Source organism: Clostridium polynesiense, assembly GCF_000820705.1.
Classification (GTDB): Bacteria; Bacillota; Clostridia; order Clostridiales; family Clostridiaceae; genus Clostridium_AA; species Clostridium_AA polynesiense.
In genome coordinates, this window is the sequence record NZ_CCXI01000037.1 from 1 (window position 1) to 12,812 (window position 12,812).

At 37.5% G+C, this 12,812-nt stretch carries 11 protein-coding genes and 1 pseudogene; 6 read left to right on the forward strand and 6 right to left on the reverse strand.

The window, feature by feature from the left end; translation table 11 throughout:
* Positions 1-552: helix-turn-helix transcriptional regulator (locus TA89_RS03915; RefSeq protein WP_040211021.1), on the reverse strand; the 552-nt coding region annotated here is incomplete at its 3' end.
* 222 nt (positions 553-774) lie between these two features.
* Between TA89_RS03915 and ade the strand changes: the two genes are divergently transcribed.
* Genes ade through TA89_RS03940 form a run of 5 tightly spaced genes read left to right on the forward strand, consistent with a single transcriptional unit; the run spans position 775 to position 6,581 of the window.
* Positions 775-2,499, forward strand: a complete 1,725-nt coding sequence (ade, locus tag TA89_RS03920) for an adenine deaminase (RefSeq protein WP_040211024.1) — start codon at positions 775-777, stop codon at positions 2,497-2,499.
* Between the two features lie 40 nt (positions 2,500-2,539).
* Entirely contained in the window at positions 2,540-4,819 is a 2,280-nt protein-coding gene (xdhA, locus tag TA89_RS03925; protein WP_040211027.1) for a xanthine dehydrogenase subunit XdhA, read from the forward strand.
* Positions 4,820-4,836: 17 nt separating this feature from the next.
* A complete protein-coding gene (xdhB, locus tag TA89_RS03930; protein WP_040211029.1) occupies positions 4,837-5,724 on the forward strand; it encodes a xanthine dehydrogenase subunit XdhB in 888 nt (295 codons plus the stop codon).
* Positions 5,717-6,208, forward strand: coding sequence for a xanthine dehydrogenase subunit XdhC (xdhC, locus tag TA89_RS03935; protein ID WP_040211030.1), 492 nt, complete (start codon positions 5,717-5,719; stop codon positions 6,206-6,208). Before xdhB ends, xdhC begins: the two co-directional genes overlap by 8 nt.
* 55 nt (positions 6,209-6,263) lie before the next feature.
* On the forward strand, positions 6,264-6,581 hold the full coding sequence (locus TA89_RS03940; protein ID WP_040211033.1) for a DUF6442 family protein: 318 nt from the start codon (positions 6,264-6,266) through the stop codon (positions 6,579-6,581).
* Positions 6,582-6,733: 152 nt separating this feature from the next.
* Here TA89_RS03940 and TA89_RS03945 read toward each other — a convergent pair whose 3' ends face one another.
* Positions 6,734-7,666: a helix-turn-helix transcriptional regulator gene (locus TA89_RS03945; protein WP_040211035.1), complete on the reverse strand. Its 933-nt coding sequence runs from the start codon at positions 7,664-7,666 to the stop codon at positions 6,734-6,736.
* 110 nt (positions 7,667-7,776) lie between these two features.
* Here TA89_RS03945 and TA89_RS03950 point away from each other — a divergent pair, with 110 nt between their 5' ends.
* The gene (locus TA89_RS03950; RefSeq protein ID WP_040211037.1) at positions 7,777-8,322 is read left to right on the forward strand and encodes a dihydrofolate reductase family protein; all 546 of its coding nucleotides are present in this window, start codon (positions 7,777-7,779) and stop codon (positions 8,320-8,322) included.
* A 138-nt stretch (positions 8,323-8,460) separates the two neighbouring features.
* Here the strand turns inward: TA89_RS03950 and TA89_RS03955 are convergent, their stop codons facing one another.
* The 4 genes and pseudogenes from TA89_RS03955 to TA89_RS18510 form a co-directional block, all read right to left on the reverse strand.
* Positions 8,461-9,801, reverse strand: coding sequence for a uracil-xanthine permease family protein (locus TA89_RS03955; protein WP_052447313.1), 1,341 nt, complete (start codon positions 9,799-9,801; stop codon positions 8,461-8,463).
* A 74-nt stretch (positions 9,802-9,875) separates the two neighbouring features.
* Entirely contained in the window at positions 9,876-11,069 is a 1,194-nt protein-coding gene (ygeW, locus tag TA89_RS03960) for a knotted carbamoyltransferase YgeW (protein ID WP_040211038.1), read from the reverse strand.
* An 86-nt stretch (positions 11,070-11,155) separates the two neighbouring features.
* Positions 11,156-12,349: a YgeY family selenium metabolism-linked hydrolase gene (locus tag TA89_RS03965; protein WP_040211039.1), complete on the reverse strand. Its 1,194-nt coding sequence runs from the start codon at positions 12,347-12,349 to the stop codon at positions 11,156-11,158.
* Positions 12,350-12,399: 50 nt separating this feature from the next.
* A pseudogene (locus TA89_RS18510) lies at positions 12,400-12,812 on the reverse strand (diaminopropionate ammonia-lyase); the annotation flags it as partial.

Below are 12,812 nucleotides of genomic sequence, written 5' to 3' on the forward strand. Positions count from 1 at the left end.
TAAAAAGGCTCCGGCGTCATTTAAGAACTGGACCGCTTCAATTTTCTGTTCCTTAGTCATAAGAGGAACAGGCTTTCCAACCCTTTTTACAGCCTCTTCTAACAAATCCTCCAGAAGCTCGTTTACATTTTGAGGGATTTTATCTGCTTCTTCAATATTTTCCTTATTTCCAATTAATGAGTTTAAACAGTTTTGGGCTATAGTTAATTCAGTGATATCATAATTTATTGAAAAAATCCCAATAGGTTTATTTTCTTTGCTTCTTATATATATAGTGCTGGATTTTAAAAGTCTTCCGTCCTTTGTAGTTGTAATATAATCTAATTTATCCTCAAGCTCTTCTGTACTGTGCTTTAAGGCATTTAATACTGCACGGGAGGCGCTGGCGTCAGTAGTTCTGTTTGTAACATTCCCGTTTTCTATAAATATAATAGGGTAGTCCACCTTATCAGTAGAAAGGTCATGTATAACTACTTCACAATTTCGCCCAAATTGTGCGGAAATACCCTTTGCTAATCTTTTTAAAAAATCTATATTTAAGTCATCTGCCATAAAAACCTCCAAGATTATTTATCCATAATTTTATATAAAATACAAATATTACATAATTAAGTATAGCAATAATTATTTTTATAATCAATACAATTTGCAAAAATAATATTTCCTTGCAAAAATTTTTTGACTTTTTTATATTTATCCTCATAGCATATTGACATTAATTACCTGTAAATGTAATATAAAGAAACAAAAGGAAATAATAGGAGAATGTATTAAATGGATTCAAATAGAATAAAATCCTTAATTGATGCAGCTGCCGGAAGGAAGAAAGCAGATTTAGTAATTAAAAACTGCAGCATAATAAATGTTTTCTCACAGGAAATAATTTATGGCTGCTTAGGTATAAGTGAGGGAGTATTTATTGGAATTGGAGATTATGAAGGAGAAAAGATAATAGACGGAGAGGGGAGATATTTAGTTCCAGGGCTCATTGATTCACATGTTCATATAGAATCCTCTTTGGGAACACCTTATGAATTTGCTAGAGCCGTAGTAAAAAGAGGTACCACTACCGTCATAGCAGATTGTCATGAGATTGCTAATGTTAAAGGGGTTAATGGGATAAAATACATGCTGGAAGCCAGCGAAAATATTCCTGTAAAAATTTATTTCATGCTTCCTTCCTGCGTTCCTTCAACTGCTTTTGAAACCTCGGGAGCAGTCTTGGAAGCAGAGGATTTAGAGGGGCTTATGAACCATGAAAGAGTCTTGGGACTTGGAGAATTAATGAATTATCAAGGGGTTACGTGCTGTGATACAGGGATTATTAAAAAGCTTGAGCTTGCATATAAATATAATAAGACAGTTGATGGTCATGGACCTGGAATTAAGGAAAAAGAGTTAAATGCCTATGCTTCAGCAGGGATACTTACAGATCACGAATGTTCCAGTGAATCGGAAGTGATAGACAGGCTCAGGAACGGTATGTATATTGCCATAAGAGAAGGCTCTGCAGCAAAGAATCTGCTGAATTTGGCAGGAACTGTAAATGCTTTTAATGAAAGAAGATTTACTTTTTGTACCGATGACAGGCATTCCAAGGATATTTTACAGGAAGGACATATAGATAATAATATCCGATTGGCTATAAAAGCAGGGGTTAATCCCATCACTGCAATTAGGATGGCTACCTTAAATTCTGCAGAGTGCTATGGACTTAAGAGGCTTGGAGCTATTGCACCGGGATATAAAGCGGATTTCATAATAGTTGATAATTTAATAGATTTTAATGTGCTAAGAACTTTTAAAGATGGTATAGAAATAAAACAGGATATTTGTTTACCTGAAAAGATATATGAAAAGGGATATGAAGATATATCTAAAAGCATTGATATAAAAGAATTTACTTTAGAAGACTTAAATATTAAGCTTTCCTCTGACACTGTCAAGGTTATTAAGCTTCTAAAACACAGCCTCTGTACTGAAACAGTGATAAGACAGGTTAATAGGGATGAAAAAGGCTGCTTTAAATATAATAAAGAAGCTGACATACTACCTATTTATGTATTTGAGAGACATCATGGAACAGGAAATATTGGTAAGGGCTTAATTGAAGGATATGGGCTTAAAAATGGAGCTGTGGCGTCTACAATAGCCCATGATTCACATAATCTCATTGTAATAGGGGACAGTAGGGAAGCTGTGAAATTAGCAGTGGAAAAAGTGGAAGAAATGGGGGGAGGACTTGTGGCTGTGAAATCCGGGAAAGTTATAGGATGTCTTCCTCTAGATATAGGGGGAATAATGTCAAGCAAATCTCTGGAGGAGATATGTGAAGCTCATGAAGAAATAAATAACATTACAGTAAAGGAGCTTTGCATAAATGATGGAGTGAATGCCTTTATGACCCTAGCCTTTATGGCTTTGCCGGTTATTCCGGAACTTAAGGTTACAGACAAAGGATTATTTGATGTGGTGCATTTTAACCACATCTGCATATAATAAGATGATTTATTAGATTTATTATAAAAGGAGGGGCAAAATGGGTATTGGAAAAAATATTAAAAGGGTGGATGCCTTTGATAAGGTTACGGGCAGGGCAAAATACACCGACGATTTTCAAATAGGCAATGCTCTTACCGCAAAGATCCTTCACAGCACTATAGCAAACGGATTAGTTAAAAGTATAGATATAAAAGAAGCTGAAAAACTTGAAGGAGTTTATAAAATAATAACCTGCTTTGATGTTCCTGATAGAGCTTATCCTACAGCAGGACATCCCTTTTCTTTAGATCCTGACCATGGAGATGTTGCAGATAGAAAGCTTCTAAATAAAAGGGTGAGATATTATGGAGATGATATTGCAGCGGTAGTAGCAAAAGACAGTTTAACTGCAGAAAAAGCAATAAATCTTATAAAGGTTGAATATGACGATTATAAGCCTCTATTATCTGTAGAAGAGGCTTTAGCAAGCAAGGATAAACCTATTCATGATGAGTATCCTGACAATATACTAGCACACACAAGCTATGAGATCGGTGATTATGAAAAAGCCATAAAAGAGGAAGGGCTTATAAAATTTGAAGGAGAGTATGAAACCTCTCCAGTGAAACACTGTCACATTGAAAATCCTATTTCCTACGCCTATGTAGAGGGCGGTAAAATTGTAGTGGTTTCTTCAACACAAATACCTCACATAGTAAGGAGAGTAATTGGTCAAGCTTTAGGTATAAACTGGGGTAAAGTAAGGGTTATTAAGCCCTATATAGGAGGAGGCTTTGGCAACAAGCAGGAGGTTCTTTATGAACCGCTGAATGCATACCTATGTCAGTCAGTAGGGGGAAGATGCGTAAAACTGGATATTACAAGAGAAGAGGATTTTGTTAATACAAGACTGAGAACTGCTATGAAAATTAAGATTAAAAGTTACGTGAGACCCAATGGGCGTTTTGCTGCCAGAAGCATAGAGATTTATGGGAATAAGGGAGCGTACGCCTCTCATGGCCATAGCGTTACAAGCAAGGCAGGTCATGCCTTTAAGCAGATATATAACGATGAAGCCGCTGTGAAGGGAGACATGTATTCAGTATTTACAAACCTGCCTCCTTCCGGTGCTATGAGAGGATACGGTATACCTCAGATAACCTTTGCCTTAGAGGCTCATATTGAAGATATTGCGGCATCATTAGGTATAGGTTCTATTGAAATCAGAAAGCTTAATTCTATGAAACTGGGATTTGTTGATAATCAGGTAAGGTGCTACAGCAACGGTTTATTTCAGTGTATTGAAAAAGGAAAAGAATATATAGATTGGGATAATAAGCTTAAAGAATATAAAAATCAAAAGGGACCTATAAGAAAAGGTGTGGGTATGTCAGTATTCAGCTATGCTACAGGTGTTTTCCCAATATCTTTAGAAACTGCTGCCTGCAGGATAGTTTTAAATCAAGATGGATCCCTACAGGTTCAAATGGGAGCTACGGAAATAGGACAGGGAGCTGATACGGTTTTTACTCAAATGGTTTCTGAAATTCTTGATATTCCTACTGAGAACATTCATATTATTTCAGCCCAGGATACAGATATTACTCCCTTTGATACAGGAGCTTATGCCTCAAGACAGTCTTATGTATCCGGTATGGCTGCTAAAAAGGCAGCAGAACAGCTTAAGGAAAAGATTTTAATTCATGCAGCCTTTATGCTTAAATTACCTGTTTCAAATATTGACATCAAAGAAAACAATATCGTAATAAAGGAGACTCAGGAAAAATTAGCTTCCCTTAAAGAAGTAGCGATGCATGCCTTTTATAATACTGAAAAATCCGTGCATTTAACGGCGGAAGCAACAAATCAATGTAAGTCCAATAGCTTTGCCTTTGGTGTTTGCTTTGCTGATGTAGAAGTAGATATTCCTTTAGGAAAAATAAAGGTAAATAAGATCATCAACGTTCATGACTGTGGAAGAGTGCTTAATCCTGATCTGGCATCAGCACAAGTTCATGGAGGAATGAGTATGAGTCTGGGCTTTGGACTTAGTGAGCAGCTTTTATTTAATGAAAAAACCGGTGAAATGTATAATGATAATTTGCTTGATTACAAGCTTCCTACAATTATGGATACTCCTCATTTAGAAGCCCAATTTGCCGAAACCTACGATGTATCAGGTCCTTTTGGAAATAAAGCTCTGGGTGAACCGCCTGCCATCCCTGCTGCTCCTGCAGTAAGAAATGCTGTACTCAATGCAACAGGTGTTCACTTTAACAAAAGTCCATTGACACCTCAAAGATTAATTGAAGAATTTAAAAAGCATAATCTGCTGTAAAAGGGAAGGTGAAAAAGATGTATGATATAAAAAGTATTTATCAGCCGTTTTCTGTGGAGGATGCTGTAAATTATCTTGTGGAAAATCCAGAGGCTGTAATTATAGCGGGAGGAAGCGATGTTCTTATAAGTATAAGGAAGGGAAAGCTTGCTGGATGTTCCCTTTTAAGCATCCAAAGCCTTCAGGAGCTTAAGGGAGTATCCTTGGAGCAGGACGAAAGTATAAAAATAGGAGCTCTTACCAGCTTTTCTAATATTTCAGAAAGCTCTGTTATACAAAAATATATACCGGTTTTAGGAGAAGCTGTAGATGAGGTGGGCGGACCTCAAATAAGAAATATAGGAACTATAGGTGGAAATATCTCAAATGGTGTTACCAGTGCAGACAGCGCCTCCACTCTCTTTTCCCTTAACGCAGAGCTTGAGATAATTGGTCCTCAGGGAAAAAGGATTATTCCCATATCAGAGTATTATTTAGCACCGGGAAAGGTAGATTTAAAAAAAGGAGAACTACTAACCGCTGTCTATATCAGAAAAGAAAATTATGAAGGATTTAAAGGTAAGTATATTAAATATGCCATGCGTAACGCCATGGACATTGCAACCCTTGGATGCAGTGTGATGTGCAGGTTGAACAAAGAAAAGGATGAAATCGCAGAGGTGCATTTAGGCTTTGGAGTTGCAGCTCCAGTTCCTATAAGGTGCCCGAAAGCTGAAGCAGCTGTTACCGGTATGAAAATTTCAGAGGAGCTCTTTGAAGCCTTTGGTAAAGCTGCACAGGGTGAAGTCAGCCCTCGTAATTCCTGGAGAGCTTCTAAAGATTTTAGGCTTCACTTGGTATATGAGCTAAGCAAAAGAGCATTGAGGGAATCGATAATAAAATGCGGAGGTGCAATTAATGGCTAATGTGATTTTAAACTGCAGGGTAAATAGTGAAGAAAAACAATTGATGATAGATGACAGGGAATCCTTAGCTGACGTACTGAGAAACAGGCTTAATCTTACAAGTGTTAAGAAAGGCTGTGAGGTTGGTGAATGTGGTGCATGTACTGTGCTGATTGACAATGAGACTTTCGATTCTTGTATTTATCTTGCAATTTGGGCAGAGGGTAAGAATATACGTACTCTGGAAGGTTTGATGGATAAAGAAGGCAATATAACGGATATTCAGCAGGCTTTTATAGATGAAGGTGCGGTACAGTGCGGTTTTTGCACCTGCGGCTTTGTAATGTCTGCGGTACCTATAGTAGAGGATGATAAAGAGTATACAGAATCAGAAATGAGAAAAAAGCTTTCAGGAAATCTATGCAGATGTACCGGGTATGAAAATATATTAAGAGCAGTAAAAAAGGTGAAGGAACAGGATAAAATCTGTAGAATAAATAAATGATAGGACAAAAAAATATATCTAGAGTAAAAGTATGCTAAGAAGGTGTTATTATCAAATGAATAAAGAAAGTGCTATTGAAGAAAACAAGAGAGAAAAAGATGATAAAGGTATGGAAAATGCAGAGCACAAGGGAAGAAAATATGGATTTGCTATTTTTACTTTGCTCTCTGTATTTATTATGATTTTTAGCTTATTTTATAGTGAAAGAAGCACAATATACGCAGTAACTGCGTTGTTTTGGACTTTTATTGCTGCAGAGGCATATATTAAATATCGCTGCTCTAAGATTAAAACCTATTTAGTAACTGGTATTGCGGGAACAGCTGCGGTAGTATTATCCATGACTAATTATATAGTTAACACTTTGAGATAAACAGTAATTTAATTAATAATATTAGAGTAGTACAAATTACTACGGAAGACTAGCTTCCGTAGTAATTTTATTTTTTAGCGAATAACACCTGTTATGAGGCATAAGGGAATACAAAATAGTTTACCTTTTAGTTGAAGTCTGGAGCAATTGAATTATTCAGCGTACAGTTTTGCAATACTCGCAGACAAATTTCCTAAATAATCCCGTACACGTTTTGGTTCAAGACACTGGCATTTATCACCAAATTGGAATAAAGTCTTGTAACCATCTTCATTATCCATTGTGATAATTTTTGCTGTGTAATAGCCATCCTTAAAGGATTCAATTACGCCGTCGCCGCAATAACCAATTATCTCTGTCTTGTTATCTTCATGAAAGCGTATTGTAATTTCAACTTTTGGTGCTGTGGTATAAAAGTTTTCATTAAACTCAGAAAAGTCTATTTGTCTTGGTTCAAAGGTTTTATAGGTTTCGGAAACTTTTTCTATCCTATAAAAACGAAATGTACGCAGTTCATTTCGTAGTAGGCAATATCCTTGCAAGTACCAAACCTGATTTTTATTGAGCAAGCGATAGGGCTCTACCTCTCTTATGCTTAAACTGCCTCTTGAATTTCTGTATTCCAAAATAAGTATTTGTCTTTCAGAAATTGCTTTCTTAAATATAGAAAAATAGCTGCCTTGTCTACTGTCATCTACCCAAGGTGTCATATCAAAAGAAATTTCATTGGCTTTTTGCTCAATTTCCTTTATCTGATCCTGGGGAACCATTCCTTTAATTTTTGCTATTGTATTATTAACTGCGCTGTCCGATAAAAGGCTATGGAATCCACCCAGCCCAATTAATAATGAAGTAAGGTCAGATATTGTGAACAAACGCTTATCAACACGATATTCCTCCATAATCTGAATTCCGCCTGTGGGTCCCGGGTAAGTAATTATAGGGATTCCAGCTTGGTTAATAGCCTCAATGTCACGATAAATAGTTCGAGTGGAAACTTCGAAAATCTTTGCAAGTTCCTGTGCCGTTATGGTTTTTCGCTGCAGCAGCAACATAATAATAGATATTAGGCGGTCAACTTTCATAGTATACTCCTTTAAATTTATTTTTAATATTATAAATTGTTGACATATAGATGTCAACAATTAATTGTATACTGTATATAAACACAAGTATTTAAAAAGGGAGTGAGATAATGGAAGAACGTAAGCTAGTATTGTTTATTGCTTCAACTTTAGATGGGTATATCGCAACAAAGGATCATAACCTGGATTGGCTGTTTAATGTTGAAGGTGAGGGTGATAACGGAATATCAGAATTTTACAATACCATCGATACGATAATAATGGGGAGAACCACTTATGATTGGCTTATGGCACATGAAGAGGTTTTTCCATACAAAGATAAGGAATGCTATATTTTTTCCAGAACATCAAAAGAAGATACCCAATATGTATCCTTCGTCAATAAAGATGTCTGTTTATTCTCGAAGGAACTAAAAAACAAAAGCGGAAAAAATATTTGGGTTATGGGAGGCAGTGAATTAATTTACGATTTTATCAAAGAAAAATTAGTAGATGAAATTATTGTTACTATTGCTCCGGTTTTATTGGGCAGTGGTATTCCCTTATTCAGAGAAAATAATTTTCAAACACTTTTAAAGTTGAACAGCATAAATCGATTTAACCAATTTGTGGAGCTTCGCTATGAAGTTATAAAAAATCCATTTTATTTTTCTTAAAAGACTTCTAAGGAGTATGTATAAGCTAAAGATCCAGCCTGTACCGAATAGCGCACAGGGTGATGTGGGAGGCAGGCAGATAAAGTAATTATCTGCCTGCCTCCCAATTAGTATTTATATTAAGACACCCTGTTTATTCTATTTCTCTATGGCATTATCCTCAGGAACGATTATATTTAATATAAAGGCCACCATGAAGGAGAGTACTATGGGGGATTTGCCTATTATATTCTGAAGATCTGCAGGGAAAAACTGCAGTGAAGCTGATACAGTGCTTACTCCAACACCCAGGGCCAGGGAAATACCTACGATGAGCTTATTGCGATAGTTTAAGGGCTGCTCTGAAATAAGCTGTATTCCTGACATGGTTATAGCAGCAAAAACTGTTACTGTAGCACCGCCAAGAACAGGATAGGGGATTGTGGTCATTAAGGCACCAAATTTAGGGCAAAGACCTGCTGCCAGCATTATTATACCTACAATGAGGAATACCTTTTTAGCAACTACCTTTGTAGTTACTATAAGACCAACATTTTGACTGTAGGGATCTGTGGGGAGTCCTCCTATACAGGCACCGAGCATACCACATATACCTTGACCTTTGATGGCTCCTCCGATTTCCTTATCAGAAGCCTCACGATTAAAGGCACCTATTGCTGTGGAGGAAACATCACCAATAGTTTGAACTGCTTGTACAATATACATTAATATCATGGCGATAATAGCGGATGGATGGAATTCAAGCCCCCATTTGAAGAGCCGTGGAAGAGATATCCAGGAGGCGCTCCTCATAGCTTGGAAGTTTATCATCCCTCCCATAAATAAAGCTATAATATAGCCTAATCCAATACCTATAAGCATCCCGGATACCTTTATATATCCCTTACCAAAGAAACAGCAGGCAAGAGTAACGGCGAGTACTATAAGGGTTATAATCCAGTATTTAGGAGCTCCAAAATCCTTCATAGATGCATTACCTCCAGCCATGTAATTAACAGCGGTGCTGTAAAGGGATAAACCAATGCTTAAAACCACTGTACCACTGACTATAGGAGGAAAGTATTTTCTTATTTTACCCATGAGCATCCCTAAGAAGATAGAAGCAAAGGCAGACACCAGCTGAGCGCCGAAGATTGCTCTGATGCCGTAGGCTACTCCAATAGCAGATAGTATAGGCATATAGGCAAAGGCAACCCCCATTACATTAGGAAGACCCATGCCGAAGCCCATAATGGGGAAGATTTGAATTAAGGTGGTTATTCCTCCGATAATCATAGCTGCCTGCATCAGAAGGATTTTGTCACTTTCCGGAAGACCAAGAAGCTGGGCTACCAGTATAGGAGGAGTTATATTCCCCACCAACATAGCAAGAACATGCTGAATAGACTGAGGCAGGGCAAGAGCAAGGCTAGGCTTGCCGTTCAGAGTAAATAAAGAGTCATTATTATGAATGATTTCCTGAGTTTTAGAATTTAACATGACATTGCACCCCCATAAATTATTTACACTATCAATCCCCTGGAACCTTCCCTTATAATAAGTGCATTATATTATCAGTCAAATTTTCTCTTAGAAGCTCTTTCCTCTAAAGCCTTTAAGGTTCTTTGCGGATTTTTGAACTTACTTAAGAATATCATTGCAGCTATTATATATGGCTTATAGCTTGCTTCCTTATAGAGAGGATCTCTATAGCGGTCAAATACTGATGCATCTACCTCACCGCTATCACAGCTGATTCCTGTGATATCAGCAGGTAAGCAGTGCAGGTATAAGGCTTTTCCATCTTTAGTGAGCTTCATCATTTCCTCGGTGCAGGCCCAATCCTTATGCTGAGCATTTTGAGATAAAAGCTCCTTTTCCAGGGCTTTTATTCCCGGAAAATCGTTTTCTGCATATAGCTCCGTACGCTTTTCCATAGCTGTAAAGGGAGCCCAGCTCTTTGGATATACTATGTCTGCATCCTTGAAGGCTTCCTCCATGCTGTGAGTCTTAGTAAAGGAGCCTCCGGATTTTTTAGCATTTTCCACTGCGATTTCCTCAACCTCGAACATTATTTCATATCCCTCCGGATGTGCAAGTACAACCTCCATACCCATACGGGTCATAAGTCCTACGATGCCCTGAGGTACTGACAGAGGTTTTCCGTAGGAAGGTGAATATGCCCAGGTCATAGCTATTTTTTTACCCTTAAGATTTTGAACACCTCCAAACTCATGAATAATATGAAGCATATCTGCCATGGATTGAGTTGGGTGGTCTATATCGCACTGAAGATTAACAAGGGTAGGTCTCTGCTCAAGGATACCTGCTTTATTTCCCTCCTGTACTGCCCTGGAAATCTCTCTCATGTAGGTATTTCCTTTTCCAATATACATGTCGTCCCTTATACCTATTACATCAGCCATAAAAGAAATCATATTAGCAGTTTCACGGACGGTTTCTCCATGCGCTATCTGAGATTTTCCCTCATCTAAATCCTGAACCTCAAGACCTAAAAGATTGCAGGCAGAGGCAAAGCTGAAGCGAGTACGGGTGGAGTTGTCTCGGAATAAAGATATGCCGAGGCCGCTTTCAAAAACTTTAGTGGAGATATTATTTTCTCTCATATAGCGAAGAGCATCTGCTATAGTAAAAACAGCTTCAAGCTCATCGTCGGTCTTTTCCCAGGTAAGAAAAAAATCATTGTTATACATTTCTTTAAAATTTAATTGATTCAGCTTATTGATGTAATCCTGTAGAGTTTTCATGAATACGCTCCTTTAGATTTTATTTTTTCTCCTCCATTAACACATTGGATGATGGAGGAGTTATACGGCTTTATATTTTTATGGTTCTATCTGCAGTACAGTGTAGGGATAGCGGCATAAACTGCAGCACATTTAACTAAATCTGCCTTCCAGGTTTTTTCGTTTGGTGCATGAGCCTCTGCTTCTTTACCCGGTCCAAAGCCTATACATGGAATTCCGAAGCGTCCCATTATGGAAACACCGTTAGTGGAGAAAGTCCATTTATCCACAAGAGGCTCTCCATACATTCCTTTATAAGCCTTAACAACAGCCTGAGCAGCTTCATGATTTTCAGGAATTACCCATGTAGGGAAGTAGCAGTCTGTAGGATATACAAGCCCTGTCCAGCTAGGCTTTTCGTAGGTATACATTGTTACCTCAGCGCTATATTTCATTACTGATGGAAGAGCTCTGATTTCATCAAGAGCAATTTCATAAGTTTCTCCATCAGTTAATCTTCTGTCTATAGAAATAGCAGCCATATCAGCTACAGCACAGCGGCTGGGAGAATTATAAAAACACTGAGATACAGCTAAGGTTCCTTTACCAAGGAAGGGATCTACATGTAATCTTTCATTAAGCTCCTTAACTTCTTGTATAATTTCAGCAATTTTATATATAGCATTATCACCGCGCTCCGGTGCTGATCCATGACAGGAGATTCCTTTTACCTCTACGCGGATTTCCATACGTCCTCTTTGACCTCTGTAAATATTTCCGTCTGTGGGTTCTGTGATAACTACAAATTCAGGTCGTATATTTTCTTCATTGATAATATATTGCCAGCATAGACCGTCACAGTCCTCCTCCTGAACTGTACCGGTAACCAAAACTGTGTATTTATCACTTAAAAGCCCCAGATCCTTCATAATTTTTGCACCATATACAGCAGAAACTATTCCTCCTAATTGATCTGAGGTTCCTCTGCCTCCAATCTCTTCATCATTTTCATATCCTTCATAAGGGTCAAATGTCCAGTTAGAGATTTCTCCAAGTCCAACAGTGTCAATGTGAGCATCATAACCGATTAAAGTTGTTCCATTACCCATATACCCTAGAATATTTCCCATAGGGTCTATTTCTATCTTATCAAAGCTTAATGATTTCATTTCAGCTTCAATCCGTTTTATTACACCTTCTTCCTGACTGCTCTCACCGGGAATAGATACTAAATCCCTTAAGAATTTAGTCATACAAGGTAAATAATTTTGAGATGCTTCTTTAATTGTGTTAAAATCCATTTTACATTCCTCCTATAAAAATTAGATAATATGTGGAGATCCTTTAAAGGTTAAAATGAGGGATATCGGCCATTCCACACAACTTCACGGTAGAAATCAGGGTCAGTATTACCCTCTGTGGAAAATAGCAGTATTTTAGAATTTTCATTAAGCTTTAGTTTCTCTCTTAAATCTTTAAGATCTTTATTTTTCATAATTTCAAATAAAATTCCCATGGTTACTGCACCAGATTCTCCGGAGACAACAGAAGGATCTCCGAAAATAGGAGAGGCAAGAATCCTCATGCCTTTAGCGGAAATATAATCAGGGCAGGAAATAAAAAATGAACTGTTATTCTTTAAGATATCCCATGAAATAGTGTTTGGTTCTCCACAGGCTAGTCCAGCCATAATAGTATTCATATCACCAGTTACTGTTCTTATATTTCCGTCTTTACCCATTGCAGAACGGAAGATGCAGTCTG

Bases quoted from the DNA above. Each gene is read 5' to 3' on its own strand.
- xdhB (WP_040211029.1), top strand. From the start codon at position 4,837: ATGTATGATATAAAAAGTATTTATCAGCCGTTTTCTGTGGAGGATGCT.
- ygeW (WP_040211038.1), bottom strand. From the start codon at position 11,069: ATGAAAACTCTACAGGATTACATCAATAAGCTGAATCAATTAAATTTT.
- xdhC (WP_040211030.1), top strand. From the start codon at position 5,717: ATGGCTAATGTGATTTTAAACTGCAGGGTAAATAGTGAAGAAAAACAA.
- TA89_RS03955 (WP_052447313.1), bottom strand. From the start codon at position 9,801: ATGTTAAATTCTAAAACTCAGGAAATCATTCATAATAATGACTCTTTA.
- xdhA (WP_040211027.1), top strand. From the start codon at position 2,540: ATGGGTATTGGAAAAAATATTAAAAGGGTGGATGCCTTTGATAAGGTT.
- TA89_RS03965 (WP_040211039.1), bottom strand. From the start codon at position 12,349: ATGGATTTTAACACAATTAAAGAAGCATCTCAAAATTATTTACCTTGT.
- TA89_RS03940 (WP_040211033.1), top strand. From the start codon at position 6,264: ATGAATAAAGAAAGTGCTATTGAAGAAAACAAGAGAGAAAAAGATGAT.
- TA89_RS03945 (WP_040211035.1), bottom strand. From the start codon at position 7,666: ATGAAAGTTGACCGCCTAATATCTATTATTATGTTGCTGCTGCAGCGA.
- TA89_RS03950 (WP_040211037.1), top strand. From the start codon at position 7,777: ATGGAAGAACGTAAGCTAGTATTGTTTATTGCTTCAACTTTAGATGGG.
- ade (WP_040211024.1), top strand. From the start codon at position 775: ATGGATTCAAATAGAATAAAATCCTTAATTGATGCAGCTGCCGGAAGG.